Raw genomic sequence first — 23,996 nt, 5'->3', positions numbered from 1 at the left:
CTAAGTGACATCAGCTTACGCCTTTTTCAAGGGCCTGGTGGTGCGGTGCGCCACAGAACGTGGCAACCTGGCCATAGGAGGTATGGACCAGCGTCGCGACGATTTCGGCAGTGGCAGCCGAGAGCGTCCATCCCAGGTGGCCGTGGCCGGTGTTATAGAACACGCACGGCGCCTTGCCGCGGCCCACGCGCGGCACCAGGTTCGGCATCATCGGCCGCAGCCCGGTCCAGGGCGTGATGTTGCGGGTGGCGACGCCTGGGAAGCAGCGCTGCACCCAGTCCACCAGCGGCGCAATGCGGTCGGCGCGGATGTCGCGGTTAAAACCGTTGAACTCCGCCGTGCCGGCCACCCGGAAGCGGTGTTCGCCCAGGCGACTGGCCACCAGCTTGGCGGCGTCGTCCTCGAGGCTCACCAGCGGCGCGCAGGCGCGGCTTTCGGCATCGTCGAGGTGCACCGTGATCGAATAGCCCTTGACCGGATACACGTTGACGCGGTCGCCCAGCATGGCGGCCAGCGCCCGGCTGGCGGTGCCGGCGCAGATTACCACGCCGTCGTACACGGCGATGTCCGGCGCGCCGTCCTGCAGCAGCGTCACGCAGGCGCCGCGCGCATCGGCCGACAACCCCACCACTTCCTGTGCGTAGCGGGTCTGCACGCCCAGGCGCTGGGCGGCGCGCGCCAGGCCGGCGGTAAATTTGTGGATGTCGCCCGAGCTGTCGCTCTCGGTGTAGTGGCCGGCGTAGTAGTCGCCGGCCAGCGTGGGTTCGATGGCGCGCATTTCGTCCGGCGTGACGGTGCGCCGCTGCACGCCGCCTTGCGCCAGCAGCAGCGACACATCCTCACCGTGTTCGAAGTCGGCGCGGTCGCGGTAGATGTGCAGGATGCCGCGCCGTTCCAGGTCGAAATCGATGTTTTCGTCGTCGGCCCAGCGGAACAGGTGCTGGCGCGCCGCCACCGCCAGTTTGGCAATCGCAATGGTGTTCTCGCGGTAGTGGGGCATGGCCGCCAAAAACTCGGCCAGCCACGACAGCTTGTGCCAGCCGGGTCTTGGATTGAGCAGCAAGGGCGCGTCGCTGCGCAGCATCCAGCGCAAGCCCTTGGCCACGGTGCTGCGGTGGTTCCACACCTCGGCGTTGGACGCCGACAACTGGCCGCCGTTGGCGTACGAGGTTTCCATCGCCGGATAGCGGTGCCGCTCGATCAGCGTCACGCGCATGCCGCGCTTGGCCAGTGCGTAGGCGGTCGTCACGCCGGTGATGCCGGCGCCAATGACGGCAATGGTCTTCATGGCGCCTCGTGCTTACATCAGGTCCGCTGGGCGGCGGCGATGTAGCGGTCGATCACGGTCGGCAGCACCGTGAGCGGCACGCCGCAGCTTTGCACCAGCGCGTCGTTAAAGCCGGGCAGGTCGAAGCGGCTGCCCAGCGCCGCGCGTGCACGCTCGCGCTGGCGCACGATCTCGTTGTGGCCAACCTTGTAGCCGCAGGCCTGGCCCGGGGACACACTGTAGCGATCGATCTCGCTGGTCATGGCCTGTTCGCCGCGGCCAGTGTTCTCGACCAGGAAGCGGATCGCCTGTTCGCGGCTCCACTTCATGGCGTGGATGCCGGTATCGACCACCAGGCGGCAGGCGCGGAACTGCTGCGCCTGCAGGTAGCCGATCTGGCTGAACGGGTCCTTGGCGTACAGGCCCAGTTCATCGACCAGCTGCTCGGCGTACAGCGCCCAGCCTTCGATGAAGGCGTTAAAGCCGATCAGCGACGAGATCAGCGGCAGGCGGTCGTGGTGCTCGGCCAGGTAGGCGCCCTGGAAGGCGTGGCCCGGCAAGCCTTCGTGCGCGGTGAGGGTGGTCAGTTCCTGCTTGGGCCACAGCGTGGTCGATTTCAGGTTGATGTAATAGATTGCCGGACGGGTGCCGTCGAGCGAGGCGAAGTTCATGTAGCCAAGCGGCGCGCCCGCTTCGATATCGGTGGGCACGCGCTTGATTTCCAGCGGCACCTTGAGGTTCATGCGCGAGATCTTCGGCATCAGGTCGCGGATCGCCTCCACCCGCTCGTTGCAGAAGGCGATCAGTTCCTCGCGGCCCTTGTCGTTGTCGGCATAGAAGCGCTTGGGGTCCTTGGTGAGCGCCAGCAGCCGGGCGCCCACCGTGCCCTGGGTGATGCCTTGCGCTTTCAGGATGGTGTCGATGCGCGCTTGCAGCATCAGGTTCTGTTCCATGCCGATGGCGTGGATCTCCTTGGCCGACAGGCGGGTGGAGGTACCGAGGCGCAGCGCCCATTCGTAATACGCTTCGCCGTCGGGCAGGCGGTGCACGCCGGGGACGTCGGTGGCCTTGGCGGTGGCGGCGGCAAACGCCTTGATCTGGCGGTCGAGCGCGGGATACACCTGGCGCTCGACGAGCTTGGCGGCGCGCGCGGCCCAGTCGCCGTCGATGCCCAGCTTCTGGGTGCGATCGACCAGCGACTGCACCAGCTTCTGCTGGCCCACCGGGGTGGCGCGGAACTCCTTCAGCTGGCCCAGCGCGGTGCGGGCGATAAAGTCGGGCGGCATGATGCCGCGCCCGGCCTGGTTGCTGATGCGGGTGGTTTCCTGTTCCAGCATGCGCGCCAGGCCGTTCAGGCGGTCGAGGTAGGCCTCGGCATCGGCGGCGTTGGCGATCTGGTGCTGCGAGTGCAAAAACTCCGGCACCCGGATGATGGCGCCATCCTGCTGCGTGACCGGGTACGGCGACGCATAGCCATTGAAGCCGCTCGCCGCGCCGCCGTACGAGAAGCGCAGGCCTTGCACGCCTTCGCTGGCGGCGTAGCGCACGGTGTCGTAGCGCAGCTGGGCGTCGGGACCAAGCTTGACGCGGTCCACCGCGTCCAGTCGCTTGAGGATCGACTTGACCTGGCTGGCCCAGGCGGCATCGCCGGAGCGGCTGATGTTCTCGAGCTTCGACTTGAGGTCGGCGCGGGCGCCCTTGTCCAGTCCCAGCGACGTGGCGGTGGTGGGCGACAGGCGCAGGATTTCATCGGCAAAGGTGTCGAGCAGCTTGGCGAACGTGGCGTCGCCCGGCGCCGCAGGGGCGACATTCCCCGCTTGTCCCTGGGCCAGTGCAAATCCCGGCAAGACCGAAACGGCGGTGGCGGAGAGGGCGGATAACAACAGGTCGCGGCGGGAGAAATTCTGGGGCTGGTGGCTCATGACATCCTTTTTCTTTGTTAGAAGTATTTTTCGTAACTTGACGGCAATGCAACAGTTGCGAAAAAACAGCGCGACGATGACCATAGCGCGCCGTGCTGATCGATGTCAATGGGGATAACTGGAATTGCGTGCAGGTTAAGGCGCGATTAATTGGAAAGGGGGTAAAGCTGGGCCCGGCGCTGTCATCGTGTCATTCGCTCTGCCATGCCGCGTTTGGCGCCGCCGACAGGCATTTCGTCGCATCGCTGCCCGAGGCCGAAGGGCGGCGGGCATAGTGTGCCCATCTCAACCGCACACCAACGGAGCCCGCCATGTTGCAACAAATCGTCTCGCACACCCCCCTCTACGTCTGGGCGCTGCTGGCTTTCCTGACATACCGGGGGTATCTGGCCGCCAGCGACCGCGAGGTCAGCCTGCGCAACCTGTTCATCATTCCGGCCGTGATGCTCTACCTGTCCGTGAGCGGCATGCAGCAGTACTTCGGCGGCGGCGCCACGGTATGGGCCTGCTGGCTGGGCGGCGCGGCGGCGGGCGCGGCGCTGGCCTGGCGGCCGAACGGCGCGGCGATCACCGTCAACCGTGCTGCCGGTACCGTCGTGCAGCGCGGCAGCTGGACCCCACTGGCCCTGATGATGGGCATCTTCGCCACCAAGTACACCATCGCCGTGCTGATGGCCATCCATCCAGCTGCCGCCCATGACGCCACCATCGTTGCGGCCACCTGCGCCATCTACGGCCTGTTCAACGGCATCTTCGCGGGCCGCCTGGCGCGCTACGTGTCGGCCTGGCTGCGCCAGCCGGGTGCCGTCGCAGCTTGATCATCGTCACCAAACCGCAACCCCCACCGCGCAATCAATTCTTGCAGCACATCGGTCTCCTGGCGCGGCAGTGCCAGCGCCACGTGCATGTCGGGGCGCAGCAGGTAGGCGGCGTCTTCGAGCAGGCCGGCCTGTTCGGCTGCCTCGGTCCATGGCCAGGCGCGCAGCGGCAGGCGCAGGGCGGTGGCCAGCGCCGCCAGTTGCGCATCGACCGCGCCATAGACGTGCAGCTGCCAGTCCAGCGTTTGCATCGGCGCGAAGTTGTCGGGGCCAGCCTCGCCACCCTGGCCCGGCACCCACGGCAGCCGGTCGCCGCCGATGATCTCGCCGGCGCGCCCGCCTGACAGGCCGCTATCGTGGTAATGGATGCGCACTTGCGACACGGTGCGGAACAGCGCCCGCCGGGCGGCGTCGAAACCGGCCAGCGCCGGCAGCACGTGCGGCACCAGCCAGTTGCGCAGCAGCCGGCCACCGGCGCCTTGGGCGACGATCAGCTCGAACGCGCGGTCGGTGGTGGCCACCAGCTTGCGGGCAAAGGCGCTGCGTTCGGGTTCGTAGGTGTCCAGCAGCGATGCATCGGCCCCGCCGCGCAGCACTTGCGCCAGTTTCCAGGCCAGGTTGACGGCGTCGCCGATGCCGGTGTTCATGCCCTGGCCGCCGGCAGGGCTGTGGACGTGGGCGGCGTCGCCGGCCAGGAGCACGCGGTCCACGCGGAAGCTGCCCGCCACGCGGTGGTGCACGAGGTAGGTGGAAAACCAGTTGACCTGGTCGATGGCGATGCCCAGCAGCGCCTCGAGCCGGGGGCGCAGGTCGTCGAAGATGACGTTGGCATGTTCGGTCTGCGGCACGATGCCGATCAGCCGTTGCATGCCGGCCGTGCGCACCGGCAGCATGAGCGCGAAGCTGTTGGCGTCCAGGTGCACCATCAGGTCGCGGTTGGCGCAGGCGGTGTGAACGTCGGCCACGTAATACAGGTTGTCGTAGGTGCCGCCGTCGAAGGCGACGCCGAGCGCGTGGCGCGTGCTGCTGTGGACGCCGTCGCAGCCGCACAGGTATGCCGCGCTGGTGTTGATGCGCTGGTCGCCCTGCAGCAACGTGGCGCGCACGCCCCATTCGTCCTGTTCGAAGTGTTCGAGCGCGGTGTTCCATTCCACTTCCACGCCAGCCGCGCGCAACTGATCGACCAGCAGGCGTTCGTGCTCGTCCTGCGGGAACGACAGCACGAACGGGTATGGGCTGAGGCCTGCGCCGATGTCGCCCAGCGGCAGTTCGGCAGCTTCTTCACCGTCTTCGCGCAGGTGCACGGCGTGGATGGGAATGCCGAGGTCCACCACCTGCTGGGCGAAGCCGAGCTGGCGGTAGAACTCCAGCGTGCGGGCGTGGACCACCATGGCGCGCGAGGCCAGTCCCGGGCCGCTGGCCTGGTCGACGATGCGCACGGCCACTCCGCGCCGCGCCAGGCAGAGGGCGAGCACCAGCCCGGTGGGGCCGGCGCCGGCGATAAGTACTTGTGGTTGGGAGGCTTGTGGTTGCATGGGGACAGTGTAGCGCCGCATGTCGGGGCCGTGCGCGCGATTGGGCGACGGTTGGGCTACTGGTGGCGCCGGGGGGCTGGTATGATGGAGATGCAAATTGCACCACCATTTTTTACCTGGGCGAACTTCCGATGACTCGTTTTACTACTCGCCGCAGCGTGCTGCTGGCGCTGGCCGCCGCGCCCATGGCCGGCATGGCGGAAATTCTCGACAAGCCCCCGGCGGCTACCGTGCTGTCGCCGGCCGCGCAACTGGCGCGCCTGGAATCCGAGGCAAAGGGACGGCTCGGCGTGGCCGCCATCAACACCGCCGATGGCCGCATCCTGTCCCATCGCGGCGACGAGCGCTTCCCGCTGTGCAGCAGCTTCAAGGCCATGCTGGCGGCGGCGATCCTGCAGCAAGAGCCGTCGCTGCTCGACAGGCGCATCCGCTACACGGCGGCCGACCTGGTGAGCCACTCCCCGGTCACGCAGCAAAACCTGGCCGACGGCATGACCGTGGCCGAACTGTGCGCGGCCACCATCCAGACCAGCGACAACGCCGCCGCCAACCTGCTGATGAAGCAGATCAGGGGGCCGGCCGGCGTCACCGCTTATGCGCGCAGCATCGGCGACAAGGTGTTTCGGCTCGACCGCTGGGAGACCGAGCTAAATAGCGCCATTCCCGGCGACCCGCGCGACACCACCACGCCGCTGGCGATGATGAAGTCGCTGCAAAGCGTTACGCTGGGCCCCGCGCTCACGGTGGACAAGCGCAAGCTGATGACGCAGTGGCTGGTTGGCACCACCACCGGCGACACCCGCATCCGCGCCGGGGTCCCGTACGACTGGCAGGTAGGCGACAAGACCGGCACCGGCGCTTACGGCACCACCATCGATATCGGCGTGGTGTGGCCGACCGGGAAGGCACCGGTGGTCATGGCGCTCTACTTTACCCAGCCGGGCCAGGGCGACAAGGCCAATTCCGAGATAATCGCTGCGGCCGCGCGGGTGGTGGTGGAGGCGTTCAAGCTGGCGTAGCTACGCCGCGCCGTCCATGTACACGAGTGTGCCCACCAGCCGTTCGGGCAAATCGAGCGTCACCGTTGTCCCCGACGACTGGCTGTGCGCCGGCCATTCGTCGAGCCCCACGCCGAGCCACTTCAGGTGCGCCTCGCGCGCGGTCCAGGCGCGTGCAAACACGGCCGCGCGTTCTGCCCGCGCCGTTGCCGCGATGCGCGCCGTCGCTTCCGGGCCCAGATAGTCGCGCGCTACCGCCTCCCAGCCCGCCACCTCTTCCGACAGCATCAGGTCCACGCCCACCGGGCCGCTGAAGCACACGGCCGCCAGCGACATGCCGCCGTCGTGCGCGAACGAGCAATGCAGGCGCTGGCCGTCGGGCAGCAGCACCACCGGCGCGGCGCCGGGCGAGGCCTCGATCTCGATTTCGCGCGGTGGCACGTCGAGTACGGCGCCCAGCGCCTCGGCCACGGCCTGGCGCAGCTGCTGGCGCGCTTCCTCGCGCTGTTCGCCGGTGGGCAGGCCGATCACGAACACGCCATCGGCGATGGTGGGCGCGGGGCCGGGCCAGACGTGGACAGCGAGTTTTTGCATACTATTCATGTTGTTCATGCCTTTGCTGGCGCGGCGGGACAGCCGGCCCAGTTGCCGTTGGCGGGAATGTGCTCGCCCTTCATCACCAGCGTGAGGGCGCCCAGGCGCGCATTGCGCCCGACTACTGCACTGTATAGTACCGCGCTGCGCGGTCCCAGGTACACCCGTTCGCCGATGGTCACCTGGTCGATCTTCATGACCCGGTCCTCGAACAAATGGGTCTGCGGGCAGGTGAGGGCATTGAGTTCGCTATGGTCGCCGATGCGCACGCAGTCGAATTCGGTGATGTCGGTGGTGTCCAGGTACACGCCCTTGCCGATTTTTGCCCCCATCAGGTTGAAGGCCAGCGGCAGCCACGGCGTGCCGCGCAGGTAGCGCATGAAGTTGGGCACGGCGATGCCCTCGTACAGGTTGGTCACGCCCTCCGAGAGCCACACGAACGGCGTCCACATCGGCTCCGACTGCTTGCGGTAGCGGCCGATCAGCAGCCACTTGAGCAGCACCACGAATACGTAGTTGCCCACCCCGTACACCAGTCCCGCCAGCGTCAGGTCCCAGATCACTTCGCCCCAGCGGCCCGCGCCGGCGGCCGGCATCACCTCCAGCACCACCGTGTAGCCCACCGCGATCACCAGCGCGTGCGGCGCGACGATGCGGAACGCCTCGATCAGGCCACGCCCAAGGCGCCGCATGGGCGACGGGTGGAACGTGAGCGACTCGGGATAGCCGCTGGTCTGCTCGCGCGCGGGCAGGTTCAGCGGCGGGGAGCCGAGCCAGGTGTCGCCGCTGTTCATGCGGGCGTTGCCCGGCGCGCGCGAGTGCACGCCGATCAGCACCTGCTCGGGCAGCACGGTGCCGTCCGGGATGTAGGCGCCGTTGCCAACAAAACTGCGGTTGGAAATCACGGTCGGCTGCATGGTCATCCAGCCGCCGTCGATCTCTTCGTCACCGAGCATCACGGCGTCGGCGATGAAGGTTTCGTCGCCGAGGGTAAGCATGTCGGGCACCACGCCCAGCGCGGTGGAGATCTCCGCATCCTTGCCCACCTTGGCGCCAAGCAGCCGGTACCAGTACGGTGCGAACACGGTGGCGTAAATGCCGTGCAGGACGTTCAGGCTCGATTCCTGGATCTGGCTCACCAGCCACTTGGCGCAGTAGGTGTTGCTGTGCACCGCCGACCGGCCGGGCTTCAGGCGCGGCAGCACGGTCCAGCGGATGCCGGCCGACAGCAGCGCGGTGAGCACGATCAGCACTGCGCTGGCAGGGAAGGCCAGCACGAAGTAGCGCAGCAGGCGGATGCCCATGCCTTCGCCCTGTAGCCACGGCATCCAGCCCGCCTCGTCGAACCAGTCGATCAGCACGAAACTGGGGAATACCGGCATGAAGAACAGCGTGACGATGAGCAGGATGCCGAACACGAAAAACACGCCTTCCGTTACGCTGCGCGCGGTGGAGACGACGGGGCGTGGCGGCAGGCGCGCCGGATCGAACGCGCCCACGTCGGCGGCCGGCGAACCGGCCCAAATGCGGCCGGCCGGCACGTGCGCGCCGTCACCGAGCGCCGACTGGCCTTCCAGGTGGCCTTGCGCTTCGATGCGGGTATTGCCTTCCATCACCGCGAAGGAGCTGACGCAGGCGTCACGTTCGAGCGTGATGCGCCCCAGTTTGAGCACGCCGCGCTCCACCCGCGCGTTCTCGAAATTGACCGCGTTGCCGATGCTGGCGTAGTCGCCCACGGTGAGCAGGTCGGGCGCGCGCAGCGTCATCGAGCCGATGATGACGTCCTTGCCGATCTTCGCACCCAGCGCGCGCAGCCACCAGTTGTTGAGCGACGACCCGGCCAGCAGGTAGACCGGGGCGGCTTCCACCAGCCGGTCGGCCAGCCACCAGCGGTAGTAGGCCAGGCTCCAGAGCGGGTACTCGCCCGCCTGCAGGCGCCCGGCAATCAGCCATTTGCCGGCAATCGCAATGGCAAACTCCAGCACCGTGGCGATCAGGAACACGCCCACCGAGGCGGCAATCGCGCGCGGCACCGAGTCGCCGGGATCGCCGGTGAAGAAGTGGTACGTGAAGAACGGCGCCAGCCACTGCGCCATGCGCAGGGCGACCAGTCCCGGCATGGCGGCCGCCTGCGCCAGTCCGCAGGTCCAGCGCTTGATGCTGGACGGCGGCGTCCATTCGGTTTCGGCCTTGGCGGCGCTGGCGTCGTTGGCGCCGTCGGCCAGCGCCTGGGCGATCTTGCCGACCTGGCGCTGCTGGTAGATGTCGCGCACCGTCATGTGGGCAAAGCGCGGATCGGCGCGCAGGGTTGACGCCAGCCGCGCGGCAAAGAACGAATGGCCACCCAGGTCGGAGAAGAAGTCGGCCTGGCGCACGATGGCCTGGCCGGGGAACAGCGTGGCCAGCGCCGCAAACAGCGCCGCTTCTGCCGGGGTTTCGGGCAGATCCGATTCGGCGGCGCTGCCGGCGGCCGGCGCCGACAACGGCAGCGCCTTCAAGGCCTTGCGGTCGATCTTGCCGGACGTGAGGCGCGGCATCGCCGCCTGCATCTCGTAACGGCCCGGCACCATGTACGGTGGCAGGGTGGCAGCGAGCGCGCTGCGTAACGTTTTCGGGTCGAGGGTCACGCCGGCTTCGGGCACCAGGTAGGCCACCAGCTGGTCGATGCCGTCATCCTTGCGCAGCAACACCGCCACCGTGCCCACGCCCGGCTGCTGCGCCAGCAGCGCTTCGATCTCGCCCAGTTCCACGCGAAAACCGCGAATCTTGACCTGGTCGTCGGCGCGGCCCAGGCACGTCACCTCGCCGTCCGGGCCGATGCGCGCCAGGTCGCCGGTGCGGTACAGGCGGCTGTCATGGGCGCCGCTGGTCCAGGGATTGGGCAGGAATTTTTCGGCCGTGAGGTCGGGGCGGCCCAGGTAGCCGGCGGCGAGGCCCGGTCCGGTGATACACAGTTCGCCGACTTCGCCGATGGGGAGCAGGCGCAGGTTATTGATCTCGACGTTGGCGTCCGGGTTGGGGTCAATCACGAACAGGCCGTAGTTCGGCAGCGGCGTGCCGATGGTGACCGGGTGGCCGGGGCGCAGGCGCGCCAGGCTGGCCGATACCGTCGCTTCGGTAGGGCCGTAGGTGTTGAACATCTGCCGGCCCGGCCGCGACCAGCGCTCGACCAGCGATTCCGGGCAGGCCTCGCCGCCGAGGTTAATCAGGCGCAGCGATGGCACTTCCTGGTTGAACAACGCCAGCAGGGTGGGTACCGCGTGCAGCACCGTCACCTGGTTGGCATCGAGCATGCGCGGCAGCGTTTCGGGGTCGCCGCTGATTTCCTTGGGGCCGATCCACAGCGTGGCGCCGGCCAGGTACGAAATCCAGATCTCCTCGAACGACATGTCGAAGGCGACCGAGAAGCCCTGGTATACCTTGTCGGCCGCAGTCACTTGCAATACCGCGTTCTCGCTGCGCAGGAAGTGGCAGATGCTGCGCTGGGTGATCAGGATGCCTTTCGGCTTGCCGGTGGAGCCGGAGGTGTAAATAACGTAGGCCGGCATGTCGGGCGAGACCGGGCCGCGCGCGGCGAGGATCTCGCCGGGCTGCGGCGCGGCCAGCAGCGCTTCGATGGTCCAGGCGGTGCGGCCAAGATGCGCCAGGCGCGTCGCCAGCGCCGCACTGGTGACCACGCCGGCGCCGTCGGCATCAATCAGGCACACTTGCAGGCGCTCGACCGGCGTGTCTTCGTCCACCGGCAGCCAGGCCGCGCCGGCCTTGGCGATGCCGGCCTGCGCCACCAGCAAATCGATCCCGCGCGGCAGCCACAGGCCGACGATCTGGCCGGGGCGCACACCGGCGGCTATCAGGCGCGCCGCCACCAGCGCGGCCCGCGCATCGAGTTCGCGGTAGCTGAGGGTGACATCGCCGTAGACCAGGGCCGGGTGGTCGGGCGCGCGGGCAGCGCTAGCTTCGAGCAAATCGGCCAGGATTTCCTCGCGCAGCAGCGCGGCGTCGGACGGCCCGAACAGGATGTCGGGATGCGTATTCGTAAGGCCCTGCGGTGCTGGCTCGGTCATGCTGAAAAAGTGAGGAGAAGAGGCAATCATTGTACGCGACAGGAACGCTTTTTTTGCTTACCTGTCCTAGCGGTAAGGAGAAATCTGCAACTTCCGCCGCCAGCCCTTACAATGGGCTCCAGAGCTTTCTTTTAAGGAGTCGTATGTCACCGAATCGTCCTTCGAATAGACCGTTTATCGCCCCCGTGCAATTCGACGACCCGGAAGCCGCCTTCGACCAGGTGCTGGCCATTTACGACGCCAACATCGCCCACCTGCGCGACGCCATGAAGCGCTTCGTGGCCGGCGAAGACGTGGGCGAGCATGTGCGCGCCTGCTACCCGTTCGTGCGGGTCCATACCGACACCGTGGCCCGCGCCGACTCGCGCCTGGCCTTCGGCTTCGTCGCCGGCCCCGGCACCTACGAAACCACGGTTACCCGGCCCGACCTGTTCAAGCGCTATTACATCCAGCAGTTCAAGCTGCTGCTGCAAAATCACGGTCACCGCCAGCAGGTGCGCATCGAGGTGGGCACCAGCGCCCAGCCAATCCCGATCCACTTCTCGTTTGCCGAGCACGAACATATCGAGGGCAGCCTCACCCCCGACCGCCGCATGCTGATGCGCGACGTCTTCGACCTGCCCAACCTGGCCGCCATGGACGACGGCATCGCCAACGGCACCCACGAACCGGCGATGGGCGAGGCCCAGCCGCTGGCGCTGTTTACCGCGCCGCGCGTGGACTATTCGCTGCAACGGCTGCGTCACTACACCGGCACCTCGTGCGAGCACTTCCAGAAGTTCGTCCTGTTTACCAATTACCAGTTCTATATCGACGAATTCATCAAGCTCGGTCACGAGTTGATGAACCAAGCGATGGGGGAGGGCGACAACGAGTACATCGCCTTTGTCGAACCGGGCAACCTGGTCACGCGCCGCGTGGGCCAGGCGGCCGAGCCGGGCGACGCCTACGGCACCCAGCCGCCACGGCTGCCGCAAATGCCGGGCTATCACCTGATCCGCGCCGACGGCTCGGGCATTTCGATGGTCAATATCGGCGTCGGCCCCGCCAACGCCAAGACCATCACCGACCATATCGCCGTGCTGCGCCCGCACTGCTGGCTGATGCTGGGCCACTGCGCGGGCCTGCGCAACACCCAGGAACTGGGCGACTACGTGCTGGCCCACGGCTACGTGCGCGAAGACCATGTGCTCGACGAAGACCTGCCGCTGTGGGTGCCGATTCCACCGCTGGCCGAGGTACAGGTGGCGATCGAAGCGGCGGTGGCCGAAGTGACGCAGCTGACCGGCCATGACCTGAAACGCGTGATGCGTACCGGCACCGTGGCCAGCACCGACAACCGCAATTGGGAGCTGCTGCCGCAGCGCACGCCGGAGCGTCGCTTCAGCCAGAGCCGCGCGATTGCGCTGGACATGGAAAGCGCGACGATTGCCGCCAACGGTTTTCGCTTCCGGGTCCCGTACGGCACGCTGTTGTGCGTGAGCGACAAACCGATGCACGGCGAAATCAAGCTGCCCGGCATGGCCAACCAGTTCTACCGCGACCGCGTCGATCAGCACCTGCGCATCGGCATGAAGGCGCTGGAGATGCTGCGCAATCTCGGCGTGGATAAGCTTCATAGTCGCAAGTTACGCAGTTTTACGGAAGTTGCGTTCCAGTAAAGGTTGCCTCACTGTGCTCAAAAGCCCGCCTTGTGCGGGTTTTTTTACGTTCCGAATGCCCTCCTGATGTCGGTTTCGGTATCAAAACTGCCAAAAAATTGATTGGTTTGTTTTCCTGCTCACAAATATGATCGTTTTTAACGGCCGAGACAGGCCTGGGTAGAGCCACATAACAATGAGCACTGGAGACACATGAACACCACGATTACCGGGACCACTTCGTCCCGCGCGCAGCATCGCCTCGTCCTCAAAGCGGGCGTCGCCGTTTTGGCAGCGGCCGGGCTGCTGTCTGCTTTCCCTGTCATGGCGCAAGAGGCATCGGCCCCAGCCCCAGCCCCAGCCCCAGCCCCCGCTGCGGCACAAGCACCTGTCGCCGATCCCAACGTTTCCGTCGTCACCGTGACCGGCATGCGCCGTGCCGCCGAATCGGCGCAAAAGATCAAGCAGGATGCCGACAACGTGATGGATTCCATCGTCGCGGACGATATCGGCAAATTCCCCGACACGAACGTGGCGCAAACCCTGGCCCGGGTGACCGGTGTGCAGGTCAGCCGCAATGCCGGTGAAGCGGACACTGTCCTGATCCGTGGCCTGCCCGGCATCGCCACGCTGCTCAACGGCCGCGAGATGTTTACGACCACCGGCCGCTATATCCAGTTGGCCGACATTCCGTCGACCATGCTCCAGCGCGTGGATGTGTACAAGTCGCAGAGCGCGGACCTGGTCGAAGGCGGCATCGCCGGCGTGATCGACGTGCGCACCAACCGTCCGTTCGACTTCAAGGAATTTACCGCCAGCGCCCAGGTGGGCGGCAAGAACAAGGACAAGGTCAACGCCACCGATCCCGAACTGTCGGGCATGGTCTCGAACCGCTGGAACACCGGCATCGGCGAAGTGGGCGCACTGTTCGGCGTGTCTTCGGTGAAGGACCGCTTTGCCGAAGAGCGGGTGTTCCAGACCTTCCCGATTTTCAAGGGCGGCGCTGCCGATCCGACCCTGACCGGTCCCGACTTGGTAGGCCTGCAAAATATCCACGGCCAGCGCAAGCGCCAGGCCGCCAATTACGCGTTCCAGTGGAAGCCGAACGCGGACCTGGAGGTGTATGCGGAAGGCCTGTATTCGACGCTCAAGCGGACCACCGATACCGATTTCTTCGTTGGCCTGCCCTGGAATACACCGGACGCGGTGCGCGTCACGCGCATCCCCGGCACCAATCAGACCGAGACCATCAACTCGACCAACACGTTCACCATCCTGTCCACCCAGGTGCTTGGTTCGAAGACGACGTCGTCGCAGCATGCGGTAGGCGCCAAGTGGCGCGTTACGCCGGGCCTGCGGGTTAGCTCGGAGCTGGCCGTCACAGACAGCAAATACGATTGGAGCAATCCGATCCTCGACACCAGCACCACCGCCGATAGCGCATACATCAAGACCAATGCCGGCAAAAGCCCGTTTGCACAGTACACCGGTTCCGGTTTGACCGATCCAAGCAAGATCACGCTGCTGCAGTTCTTCGACCGCTACGGCTACGACAGAGGCAAGTCCACCGACTGGCGCGCGGACGGTACCTGGACGCCGGAAGCCGACGGCTTGTTCAAGGACGTCAGTTTCGGCGTGCGCGCCAATGAACGCAAGGCCAATTCGATCAAGTCCGAGGAGGGCAGCGTGCCAGCGACCGCTGGCGTGACGATGGCCAGTGTTCCGGGCCTGGCATGCACCACGCCTGGCATGTCTGAGAACTACGGCACCGCCGGTTGGTCCACGCCCTGCGGCAGCTATTTGATCAACAACACCGCGTCGGTGCGCCAAATTGCTACCGGCTCGTCGGCGCCCAAGAACATCGATCCTGCATCGTTCTTCAGCAATACCGAGAAGAACTACGCGGCATACGTGAAAACCCGCGTAGGCTTCGACCTGGGCCAGTACCCGGTTGAAGGCGTGATTGGCGTACGCGTTTCCAAAACCGATGCGACCATCGATGCGAATAACACGACCTTCGACACCGACGGCAAGCCCGTCTACACGGCGACCACCAGCAAGTCTTCGGGCACCGAAGTGCTGCCAAGCGCAAACTTCAAGCTGGAGATCCGCAAGGACCTGCTGGCCCGCTTCGCTTACAACAAGACGCTGACCCGTCCGAATTTTTCGGACCTCAATCCGGCCACCGCCTACATCAGGCCTAACGGCACCACCAACGTTGCCAGCGCCACCGGCGGTAATCCGGGCCTGAAACCATTCACCGGGCAAAACTTCGACACCACCCTGGAATGGTACTTCGCCCGCACCGGCTCCTTGAGCGGCACGGTGTTCCGCCATAACTTCGACGGCTACATCGTCAACCGCGTGGTGTCGGAAACCTTCCAGGGCGTACCGTACAACGTCACCCGCCCGACCAACTCGGACAAGGGGCACCTGCAGGGCGTCGAAGTGGCGTACCAGCAGTTCTACGATGGTTTGCCCGGGTGGTTGAGCGGCTTCGGTTTGCAGGCCAACGTCACATATACCGAAGGTGGCGTGACTTCGGCCACCAATCCAGCCCAGTCGGACAAGCCGTTCCAGGGCATGTCGCGCCTGTCATATAACATCGTGGGCCTGTATGAAAAGGACGAGTGGTCGGCACGCCTGGCTTACAACTGGCGTTCGAAATACGTGCTCACCTATGGCGATACGCCCGATGCGGCCAACCTGGCAGGCAAGGACCTGACCGTAGCACCGGTATCCTCGCTCGACGGGTCGCTCAGCTACAAGGTGAACAAGCACGTCACCGTCAACCTGACCGGTACCAACCTGCTCAACTTCAAGTACCGCGATTACTGGGATAACGAGAACGACTTCCCGCGCGATACCCGCCGCTATGACCGCACGGTGGGGTTGTCGATGAACCTGAAGTACTAAGCAGTTTTGCAGAGGTAGCTAGCAGATGTCGAATCAAAAATTATCACTGTTGGAAAAAGTGGGCTTCGGCGCCGGCGACATGGCGCTGAACGTGGTGATCTCGTCGATGATGTTGATCATCACGTTCTTCTACACCGACATCTACGGCCTCAAGACCTCCGACCTGGCGCTGCTGTTCTTCGTCGTCAAGGTGGCGGGCGCCATCGGCGACCTGATTGTCGGCCAGCTCACCGACCGCTACACCAGTCTGCGCATGGGCCGCTACCGCCCCTGGCTGCTGGCGCTGGCCATCCCTTACGGCATCAGCGTGTTCTTCGTGTTTACCACGCCGGACTGGGAATACAGCGCCAAGCTGGTGTGGGCCTACTCCACCTACATCATCATGACCCTGATGACGTCGGGCGTGGGCGTGGCCTACATCTCGCTGCCCAGCAGCCTGACCGACGATCCGCAGGACCGCCTGTCGGCCAACGGCTACCGCCTGTTCTTCGCCAAGATCGGCGCCTTCATGGTGACGGTGGTGGTGCCGGTGCTCTCCGAGCGCTGGGGCCACGGCAACGCGGCCGTGGGCTACCAGGCCGCGATGGCGGTCATGGCGGTGATCGGCGTGGTGCTGTTCCTGTTCTGCGTATTTACCACCACCGAGCGCGTGCGCCACGTGGTGCAGCGCCAGTCGCTGTCGGACCAGATGAAGCTGCTGCTCAAGAACGACCAGTGGCTGATCCTGTGCGGCGTGTGCGTGGTGGGCACCATCGGCTACGTGGTGCGCGCCTCGGCTGCCATCTACTACGCCAAGTATTACCTGGGCGGGAACACCGCCACCGTCTCCACGTTTTTGTCGATCGGCGTGGTCGCGGCCATCCTGTCGATGATCGCGTCTACCTGGATCACCAAGTTTTATTGCAAGGTCAAGCTGTTCCGCTGGTCGCAGATCGCGGTTGGCGTGATCAGCGCGCTGATCTATTTTGTCGTCAAGCCGGGCGATGTGATGCTGGCGTTTGTGCTGTACTTCCTGCTGTCGTTCGTGGTGGACCTGCACGCGCCGGTGTTCTGGTCGGCGATTGCCGAGACCATTGACTACGGCCAGGTGAAAACAGGCAAGCGGGTTTCGGGCTTTGCCTACGGCGGTATTTCGGTGTGCCAGAAGGCCGGTATGGGCATCGCCGGCGTGCTGGTAGGCTGGCTGCTGACGTACTTCCAGTATGCACCCAACCACGAGCAGACCGCGTTCGCGCTGCACGGCATCGTGCTGATGGTCACCCTGATTCCGGGCTTTTTCCATACCGTGATGGGCTTGATGATGTTCCGCTACCGCGTAACCGACCAGTACTATGCACAGGTGAAGAAGCAAATGGCTGTACAACCCCCCGTGACCGTTTAAATTGGATACCGAAGCAATGCAAACCCCAGACATCCTGCAACCGCTGATCGAACAGCGCGCCGACCCGTTCATCATCCGCCACACCGACGGCTATTACTACTTTACCGCCTCGGTGCCGCAGTACGACCGCATCGAACTGCGCCGCGCCACAACCATCGCCGGCCTGGCGGACGCGGAAAAAGTCGACGTCTGGCACAAGCCGGATACGGGCGCGTACAGCGAACTGATTTGGGCACCGGAGATCCATTTCAACGACGGCGCCTGGTATGTGTACTTTGCTGCCGCACCGAGCCGCGAGATCAAGTACAAGCTGTTCCAGCACCGCATGTACGCGATCCGTAACACCAACCCCAATCCTTTGATCGGCGAGTGGGAGTTCATGGGCCAGATCGACACCGGCATCGATACCTTCTGCCTCGACGCCACCACCTTTACCCACAAGGGCCAGCTGTACTACCTGTGGGCGCAAAAGGACGTGGCCATCGAGGGCAACTCCAACCTGTACATCGCCCCGATGAAAACACCGTGGCAGCTGGGCGGCCCGCCCGTCATGCTGAGCAAGCCGGAGTTCGACTGGGAGATCCGTGGCTTCTGGGTCAACGAAGGCCCGTCCGTGCTGAAAAAGAACGGCAAGATCTTCATCAGCTACTCGGCCAGCGCCACCGACGAAAACTACGCGATGGGCATCCTGTGGGCGGACGAAAACGCCGACGTGCTCGATCCGGCAGCGTGGACCAAGAGCCCGCAGCCGGTGCTGCAGACGTGTTTCGAGAACAAGGTGTACGGCCCGGGCCACAACAGCTTCACCATCGGCGACGATGGCGAAACCGTCATGTTGGTTTATCATGCAAGAACTTACACCGAGATCATCGGCGACCCGTTGTGGAACCCGGACCGTCATACCTATGTGAAGCCACTGAAGTGGGACGCGCAGGGGATGCCGGTGTTCGGCAAACCTTCGATCGCTTGATGTTTTACATTGGGCCCCCGCCTGCGCGGGGGCGACGGAGCGCCTCGTCATTCCTGCGCAGGCGGGAATCCAATTGAGAGCACGCCACGGCCGGAAAGGATCACTCCTCCCGGCCGCATTCACATGGAGACACTCCTATGCAAACCTCAATCACCGAATCAAGCTTCGGCCACATGCCCGACGGCCGCGCCGTCACCGAATACACGCTCACCAACGCCAACGGCATGATCGTCAAGATCCTCAACCTGGGCGGCGTGATCACCGAAATCCACGTACCGGACCGCGACGGCAAGCTGGCCGATGTCAACTGCAGCTTTGACGACGTCGCGTCTTACCTGGGCGACTCGCAGTATTTCGGCGCCCTGATCGGCCGTTACGGCAACCGCATCGCCAACGCCAGCTTCACTCTCGATGGCCAGCAGTACCAGCTCGACGCGAACAACGGCGCCAACCACCTGCACGGCGGCCTTGAAGGTTTTCACCGGCGCTTGTGGACCGCCGAAACCTTCGTGACGCCCAAGTCGGCCGGCCTGATACTCTCGTACCTGAGCGCGGACGGCGAGCAGGGTTATCCCGGTAACCTGGAAACCACGGTGATTTACGAACTGCGCGCCGATCACGAACTGCGTATCGCCTTCCACGCGATTACCGACCAGGCCACGCCGGTCAATCTCACCAATCACGCCTACTTCAACCTGGCCGCCGGCGGCGACATCCTCGGCCACGAACTGACGATCCATGCCGACCACTACACGCCGATCGACGATGTGCAGATCCCGCTGGGCGACCTGCCGCCGGTCGCTGGCACGCCATTCGACTTCCGCAGCGCCCAGGCCATCGGCGCGCGGATCGATGCCGACGACGAGCAAATTCGCAACGGTTTCGGCTACGACCACAACTTCGTCCTCGCCAAAAAGGCAGAGGGCGCACTGGAACTGGCGGCGCGCGTGCGCGAGCCGGTCTCGGGCCGGGTGCTGGAAGTGTGGACCCAGGAACCCGGCATCCAGTTCTACAGCGGTAACTTCCTCGGCGACTCGGTCAAAGGAAAAGGACGCATCTACGGCCATCGTAGCGCCTTTTGCCTGGAACCTCAGCACTTCCCCGATTCGCCCAATCAGCCCGCTTTTCCCTCGACGATTTTGCGGCCGGGCGAGGAGTACACCACCGTTATGGCCTACAAGTTCACCACCGAATAAATCGCAGAAAGCGATATCCGTTTCGGTATCAAGATCGTTTAATAATTTATTGGAAAGTTATCTCAGTACATTTTAGACTGCTTTTATCGCTGTGCCGGCCTGGTATTTTCCAGCCGGCACACAAGAATAACTGAGGAGATTTGCATGTCCGAGAACGACAACAAGAAGGTTAAGCTGCGCTCTGCCGAATGGTTCGGCTCCAATGACAAGAACGGCTTCATGTACCGCAGCTGGATGAAAAACCAGGGCATTCCAGATCACGAATTCCAGGGCAAACCGATCATCGGCATCTGCAACACCTGGTCCGAACTGACCCCCTGCAACGCCCATTTCCGCAAGCTGGCCGAACACGTCAAGCGAGGCATCCTCGAAGCCGGCGGCTTTCCGGTCGAATTCCCGGTCTTCTCGAACGGCGAATCGAACCTGCGTCCAACCGCCATGCTGACCCGTAACCTGGCGTCGATGGATGTCGAAGAGTCGATCCGTGGCAATCCGATGGATGCTGTCGTGCTGCTGGTTGGCTGCGACAAGACCACCCCGGCGCTGCTGATGGGCGCCGCTTCGGTCGATCTGCCGACCATCGTGGTCACCGGCGGCCCGATGCTCAACGGTAAACTGAACGGCAAGAACATCGGTTCCGGCACTGCCGTCTGGCAGCTGCACGAGCAGGTCAAGGGCGGCGAAATCTCGATGCACGAATTCCTGGCCGCCGAAGCAGGGCACTCGCGCTCGGCCGGTACCTGCAACACCATGGGCACCGCCTCGACCATGGCCTGCATGGCCGAGTCGCTGGGCACCTCGCTGCCGCACAACGCCGCCATTCCGGCGGTGGATGCGCGCCGTTACGTGCTGGCCCACATGTCGGGCATCCGCATCGTGGAAATGGTCCGCGAGGACCTCAAGCTGTCGAAGATCCTGACCAAGGAAAACTTCGAAAACGCCATCCGCGTCAACGCCGCCATCGGTGGTTCGACCAACGCCGTGATCCACCTGAAAGCCATCGCTGGCCGCATCGGCGTGGACCTGGAACTGGAAGACTGGACCCGCGTGGGCCGTGGCATGCCGACCATCGTCGACCTGCTGCCATCGGGCCGCTTCCTGATGGAAGAGTTCTATTACGCCGGCGGCCTGCCAGCAGTGATCCGCCGCATGGGCGACGGCAACCTGCTGCCCAACCCGAATGCGCTCACCGTCAACGGCAAGACCATCTGGGAAAACTGCCAGGATGCGCCGATCTACGACGACGAAGTGGTGCGCCCGCTGGACAAGCCACTGTTGAAAGACGGCGGCATCTGCATCCTGCGCGGCAACCTGGCGCCACGCGGCGCGGTATTGAAGCCATCGGCCGCCACCCCGGCGCTGATGCAGCATCGCGGCCAGGCCGTGGTGTTCGAGGACTTCGAACACTACAAGTCGCGCATCATGGATCCGAACCTGGAAGTCGATGCCAACTCGGTGCTGGTGATGAAAAACTGCGGCCCGAAAGGCTACCCCGGCATGGCCGAAGTAGGCAATATGGGCCTGCCGCCGAAGTTGCTGGCAGCGGGTGTGAAAGACATGGTGCGCATCTCGGACGCGCGCATGAGCGGCACCGCCTACGGTACCGTGGTGCTGCACGTGGCGCCGGAAGCGATGGCTGGCGGCCCGCTGGGCATCGTCCAGGATGGCGACTGGATCACGCTGGACTGCGCCGGCGGCGAACTCAATCTCGAGATCACCGACGAAGAAATGGCTGCGCGCCAGGCGGTCCGTGTGACCGGCAGCGCGCCGGGACCGAAGACCGGCTACCAGCAGCTGTACATCGAACACGTGCTGCAGGCCGACGAAGGCTGCGACTTCGACTTCCTGGTCGGGAACCGTGGTTCGGCTGTGCCGCGTCATTCGCATTAATTGGTATCAATTAAGGTCCGTCGCGCTTGGCGGGCCGAAAGTCGTTAGCCGCCCAGTCGCCAGCCTTTGAGTCGTCATCCCCGCGTGCGCGAGGACGACGGAGCAGCGGTCAACGATTGCCGTGACCGCGGCGGCACGGCAGATAAAATTTCAGGAGACTTCCATGCTACTCATCCAATTCACCAACGAACAAGGTGCGCGCCAGGTCGGCGTGCTGGAACAGGACACCGTCCGCATCATCGACGGCTACAACACCACCTACGCGCTGGCGCAGGACGCCATCCGTAAATCGCTCGGCTTGGCCGCGCTGGCCGACAAGTCGATCGGCACCAACACTGCGTCGTTCGCGGCGATTGCCGCCGACGGCCGCCTGCTGGCGCCACTCGATCACACCGATGATGCCCACACCTACGTTACCGGCACCGGCCTGACCCACCTGGGCAGCGCCGACACCCGCGACGCCATGCACAAGAAAATCGGCGGCGACGTCGAAACCCTGAGCGACTCGATGAAAATGTTCCGCATGGGCGTGGAAGGCGGCAAACCTGCCGCCGGCGAGGCTGGCGTGCAGCCGGAGTGGTTCTACAAGGGCGACGGCTCCATCGTGGCTGCCAGCGGCAAGGACCTGGCCATGCCGGACTTCGCGCTCGACGGCGGCGAAGAGCCGGAAGTGGCGGGCCTGTACGTGATCGGCGACGACGGCCAGCCATACCGCGTCGGTTTCGCCATTGGCAACGAGTTCTCGGACCACGTGACCGAGCGCCGGAACTACCTGTACCTGGCCCACTCCAAGCTGCGCGTGTGCGGCCTGGGCCCGGCGCTGCTGGTCGGCGCAGCGCCGGCGCACATCGAAGGCACGTCGCGCATTATCGATGTCGATGGCAAGGTACGCTGGGAAAAGGCGTTCTTCAGTGGCGAGCAGAATATGTCGCACACCATCGCCAATCTCGAGCACCACCACTTCAAGTACCCGCTGTTCAACCGCGCGGGCGACGTGCACATCCACTTCTTCGGCACCGCTACCCTGAGCGTGGCCGACAACATCGTGGTCAAGGAAGGCGAGACCTTCGAGATCGAGGCGCCGCAATTTGGCCCGGCACTGCGCAACAAGCTGGCCGTGTACAAAACCACCGTGGCGAAAGTGAAAGCACTATGATCGAGACCAGCATCCTCACCGGCGCAGCACTGATCGCAGGCCAGGCCGTCAAAGGCACCGGCGCCGCCCTGCGCGCGTGGGACCCGGCAGCGGGCCAGTTGCTCGAGACCGAGTTTTTCGCAGTCGACAATGACCAGATCGACGCGGCGTGCCGCGCGGCGGAAGCCGCGTTCGACATCTTCCGTTCGATTAGCGACGAGCAGCGCGCCGTGTTCCTGGAAACCGTGGGCGAGCAAATCGTCGCCCTCGGCGACACGCTGGTCGAACGCGTGATGGCCGAAACCGGCCTGCCGCGCGGTCGCGTGGAAGGTGAGCGCGGCCGCACCGTCGGTCAACTGAAACTGTTTGCCAACCTGCTGCGCGAAGGCTCGTGGAACGATGTGCGCATCGACGCCGCGCTGCCCGACCGCGCGCCACCGCGTCCCGACCTGCGCCTGCGCATGATCGGCCTGGGGCCGGTCGCGGTTTTCGCGGCCAGTAATTTCCCGCTGGCGTTCTCGGTGGCCGGTGGCGACACCGCTTCCGCCTTTGCCGCCGGCTGCCCGGTCGTATTGCGCGGCCACTTTGCCCATCCCGGCACGTCCGAGCTGGTGGGCCGCGCGGTGGCCAGGGCGGTGGAGATGTGCGGTTTGCCGGGCGGCGTGTTCTCGCTGCTGACCGGCGCCGGCAACGCCATCGGCCAGGAACTGGTACGCCATCCGTCGATCAAGGCTGTGGGCTTTACCGGTTCGCGCGCTGGCGGCATGGCGCTGATGGCAGTCGCTGCCGCACGTCCCGTACCGATACCCGTGTATGCGGAAATGAGCTCGATCAACCCGGTATTCCTGCTGCCAGCCGCACTGGCCAACCGAGGCGAAGAGATTGCCGCCGGTTTCGCCGGTTCGCTCACGCTGGGCGTGGGCCAGATGTGCACCAATCCCGGCCTGGTGCTGGCCCTGGCCGGTCCCGAGCTCGATCGCTTCACCAGCGCCGCTGCGCAAGCACTGGCTGGCGGCGCGGCCGTGACCATGCTGTCGCCCGGTATCGCCGGTAACTTCCAGCGCGGCGTGGCGCAGCTCAAGGATCAGCCGAACGTTGCCACCGTGGCGCTGGCGCCGCAGGAAGAAGGCAAGGGCGCGCCGGCGCTGTTCGTCACCACCGGAGCGGCGTTCCTGGCGCAGCATGCACTGGGCGAAGAGATCTTCGGACCGGCCTCGCTGGTCGTGGCGTGCCGCGACGTGGCCGAGCTGTTGCAAGTGACGGAAAACCTGGAAGGCCAGCTGACCGCCACCCTGCAACTGGACGACGCCGACATCGACGCCGCCCGCGCGTTGCTGCCGGTGCTGGAACGCAAAGTGGGCCGCATCCTGGCCAACGGTTTCCCGACCGGCGTGGAAGTGGCCAGCGCCATGGTCCATGGCGGCCCGTTCCCGTCCACGTCGGACGGCCGTAGCACGTCGGTCGGTACCGGCGCCATCGTGCGCTTCCTGCGCCCGGTGTCGTACCAGAACCTGCCGCAGACGCTGTTGCCGGCAGTGCTGCGCGATAGCGGTACGGAAGGCTGGCGTCGCCGCGACGGTGAGCTGACCCGCAAATGATGTAGATGCAAACTGCGAGCCCCGCCTAGACGGGGCCGCAGGCGCAGGCGCAAGCCTAAACTTCAGGAGACT

At 65.1% G+C, this 23,996-nt stretch carries 15 protein-coding genes; 10 read left to right on the top strand and 5 right to left on the bottom strand.

Annotated elements, in window-relative coordinates; translation table 11 throughout:
• Positions 1 to 10 precede the first annotated feature (10 nt).
• Together J2X54_RS09720 and J2X54_RS09715 are read right to left on the bottom strand one after the other, a co-directional pair.
• Complete coding sequence (locus tag J2X54_RS09720; protein ID WP_310180106.1) at positions 11 to 1,288, bottom strand: D-amino acid dehydrogenase; 1,278 nt, start codon at positions 1,286 to 1,288, stop codon at positions 11 to 13.
• A 17-nt stretch (positions 1,289 to 1,305) separates the two neighbouring features.
• The gene (locus J2X54_RS09715; RefSeq protein ID WP_310180104.1) at positions 1,306 to 3,189 is read right to left on the bottom strand and encodes a DUF885 family protein; all 1,884 of its coding nucleotides are present in this window, start codon (positions 3,187 to 3,189) and stop codon (positions 1,306 to 1,308) included.
• 311 nt (positions 3,190 to 3,500) lie between these two features.
• Here J2X54_RS09715 and J2X54_RS09710 point away from each other — a divergent pair, with 311 nt between their 5' ends.
• Positions 3,501 to 4,007: a DUF6622 family protein gene (locus J2X54_RS09710; protein ID WP_310180102.1), complete on the top strand. Its 507-nt coding sequence runs from the start codon at positions 3,501 to 3,503 to the stop codon at positions 4,005 to 4,007.
• Here J2X54_RS09710 and J2X54_RS09705 read toward each other — a convergent pair.
• A complete protein-coding gene (locus tag J2X54_RS09705; protein ID WP_310180100.1) occupies positions 3,962 to 5,542 on the bottom strand; it encodes an FAD-dependent monooxygenase in 1,581 nt (526 codons plus the stop codon). The two genes, J2X54_RS09710 and J2X54_RS09705, sit on opposite strands and share 46 nt — an antisense overlap.
• Before the next feature lie 131 nt (positions 5,543 to 5,673).
• On the opposite strand from J2X54_RS09705, the gene bla reads away from it, so the two are divergent.
• On the top strand, positions 5,674 to 6,561 hold the full coding sequence (bla, locus tag J2X54_RS09700; RefSeq protein WP_310180097.1) for a class A beta-lactamase: 888 nt from the start codon (positions 5,674 to 5,676) through the stop codon (positions 6,559 to 6,561).
• On the opposite strand, the gene J2X54_RS09695 is transcribed toward bla, so the two are convergent.
• Both J2X54_RS09695 and J2X54_RS09690 read right to left on the bottom strand, forming a co-directional pair.
• Positions 6,562 to 7,134 carry a 4'-phosphopantetheinyl transferase superfamily protein gene (locus J2X54_RS09695; protein WP_310180094.1) on the bottom strand — a complete coding sequence of 191 codons (573 nt, stop codon included), beginning with the start codon at positions 7,132 to 7,134 and terminating at the stop codon, positions 6,562 to 6,564.
• Between the two features lie 14 nt (positions 7,135 to 7,148).
• Positions 7,149 to 11,198, bottom strand: coding sequence for a Pls/PosA family non-ribosomal peptide synthetase (locus tag J2X54_RS09690; RefSeq protein WP_310180091.1), 4,050 nt, complete (start codon positions 11,196 to 11,198; stop codon positions 7,149 to 7,151).
• 143 nt (positions 11,199 to 11,341) lie between these two features.
• Between J2X54_RS09690 and J2X54_RS09685 the strand changes: the two genes are divergently transcribed.
• The 8 genes from J2X54_RS09685 (at position 11,342) to J2X54_RS09650 (ending at position 23,924) form a co-directional block, all read left to right on the top strand.
• Positions 11,342 to 12,859, top strand: coding sequence for an AMP nucleosidase (locus J2X54_RS09685; RefSeq protein WP_310180089.1), 1,518 nt, complete (start codon positions 11,342 to 11,344; stop codon positions 12,857 to 12,859).
• 192 nt (positions 12,860 to 13,051) lie between these two features.
• Entirely contained in the window at positions 13,052 to 15,754 is a 2,703-nt protein-coding gene (locus tag J2X54_RS09680; protein WP_310180086.1) for a TonB-dependent receptor, read from the top strand.
• 25 nt (positions 15,755 to 15,779) lie between these two features.
• Positions 15,780 to 17,135 (top strand): MFS transporter, encoded by a 1,356-nt coding sequence (locus J2X54_RS09675; protein WP_310180082.1) that lies wholly within the window; start codon positions 15,780 to 15,782, stop codon positions 17,133 to 17,135.
• Positions 17,136 to 17,151: 16 nt separating this feature from the next.
• Positions 17,152 to 18,105 (top strand): glycoside hydrolase family 43 protein, encoded by a 954-nt coding sequence (locus tag J2X54_RS09670; RefSeq protein ID WP_310180079.1) that lies wholly within the window; start codon positions 17,152 to 17,154, stop codon positions 18,103 to 18,105.
• A 137-nt stretch (positions 18,106 to 18,242) separates the two neighbouring features.
• Positions 18,243 to 19,301 (top strand): aldose epimerase family protein, encoded by a 1,059-nt coding sequence (locus tag J2X54_RS09665; protein ID WP_310180078.1) that lies wholly within the window; start codon positions 18,243 to 18,245, stop codon positions 19,299 to 19,301.
• Positions 19,302 to 19,445: 144 nt separating this feature from the next.
• Complete coding sequence (locus J2X54_RS09660; RefSeq protein ID WP_070247374.1) at positions 19,446 to 21,191, top strand: IlvD/Edd family dehydratase; 1,746 nt, start codon at positions 19,446 to 19,448, stop codon at positions 21,189 to 21,191.
• 163 nt (positions 21,192 to 21,354) lie between these two features.
• Positions 21,355 to 22,347, top strand: a complete 993-nt coding sequence (araD1, locus tag J2X54_RS09655; protein WP_310180074.1) for an AraD1 family protein — start codon at positions 21,355 to 21,357, stop codon at positions 22,345 to 22,347.
• Positions 22,344 to 23,924 (top strand): aldehyde dehydrogenase (NADP(+)), encoded by a 1,581-nt coding sequence (locus tag J2X54_RS09650; protein WP_310180072.1) that lies wholly within the window; start codon positions 22,344 to 22,346, stop codon positions 23,922 to 23,924. Before araD1 ends, J2X54_RS09650 begins: the two co-directional genes overlap by 4 nt.
• Positions 23,925 to 23,996: the final 72 nt, after the last annotated feature.

This window comes from Duganella sp. 3397 (genome assembly GCF_031456625.1).
GTDB lineage: Bacteria > Pseudomonadota > Gammaproteobacteria > Burkholderiales > Burkholderiaceae_D > Rugamonas > Rugamonas phyllosphaerae.
Note: the sequence above shows the minus strand (reverse complement) of the source record. Positions and strands in the feature narration are given on the sequence as shown.

What these genes read in the sequence shown, in the direction of transcription:
- J2X54_RS09665 (WP_310180078.1), top strand. Translation starts at nt 18,243, where the DNA reads ATGCAAACCTCAATCACCGAATCAAGCTTCGGCCACATGCCCGACGGC.
- J2X54_RS09690 (WP_310180091.1), bottom strand. Translation starts at nt 11,198, where the DNA reads ATGACCGAGCCAGCACCGCAGGGCCTTACGAATACGCATCCCGACATC.
- J2X54_RS09660 (WP_070247374.1), top strand. Translation starts at nt 19,446, where the DNA reads ATGTCCGAGAACGACAACAAGAAGGTTAAGCTGCGCTCTGCCGAATGG.
- J2X54_RS09650 (WP_310180072.1), top strand. Translation starts at nt 22,344, where the DNA reads ATGATCGAGACCAGCATCCTCACCGGCGCAGCACTGATCGCAGGCCAG.
- J2X54_RS09670 (WP_310180079.1), top strand. Translation starts at nt 17,152, where the DNA reads ATGCAAACCCCAGACATCCTGCAACCGCTGATCGAACAGCGCGCCGAC.
- J2X54_RS09695 (WP_310180094.1), bottom strand. Translation starts at nt 7,134, where the DNA reads ATGCAAAAACTCGCTGTCCACGTCTGGCCCGGCCCCGCGCCCACCATC.
- bla (WP_310180097.1), top strand. Translation starts at nt 5,674, where the DNA reads ATGACTCGTTTTACTACTCGCCGCAGCGTGCTGCTGGCGCTGGCCGCC.
- J2X54_RS09720 (WP_310180106.1), bottom strand. Translation starts at nt 1,288, where the DNA reads ATGAAGACCATTGCCGTCATTGGCGCCGGCATCACCGGCGTGACGACC.
- J2X54_RS09680 (WP_310180086.1), top strand. Translation starts at nt 13,052, where the DNA reads ATGAACACCACGATTACCGGGACCACTTCGTCCCGCGCGCAGCATCGC.
- J2X54_RS09705 (WP_310180100.1), bottom strand. Translation starts at nt 5,542, where the DNA reads ATGCAACCACAAGCCTCCCAACCACAAGTACTTATCGCCGGCGCCGGC.
- araD1 (WP_310180074.1), top strand. Translation starts at nt 21,355, where the DNA reads ATGCTACTCATCCAATTCACCAACGAACAAGGTGCGCGCCAGGTCGGC.
- J2X54_RS09715 (WP_310180104.1), bottom strand. Translation starts at nt 3,189, where the DNA reads ATGAGCCACCAGCCCCAGAATTTCTCCCGCCGCGACCTGTTGTTATCC.
- J2X54_RS09710 (WP_310180102.1), top strand. Translation starts at nt 3,501, where the DNA reads ATGTTGCAACAAATCGTCTCGCACACCCCCCTCTACGTCTGGGCGCTG.
- J2X54_RS09685 (WP_310180089.1), top strand. Translation starts at nt 11,342, where the DNA reads ATGTCACCGAATCGTCCTTCGAATAGACCGTTTATCGCCCCCGTGCAA.
- J2X54_RS09675 (WP_310180082.1), top strand. Translation starts at nt 15,780, where the DNA reads ATGTCGAATCAAAAATTATCACTGTTGGAAAAAGTGGGCTTCGGCGCC.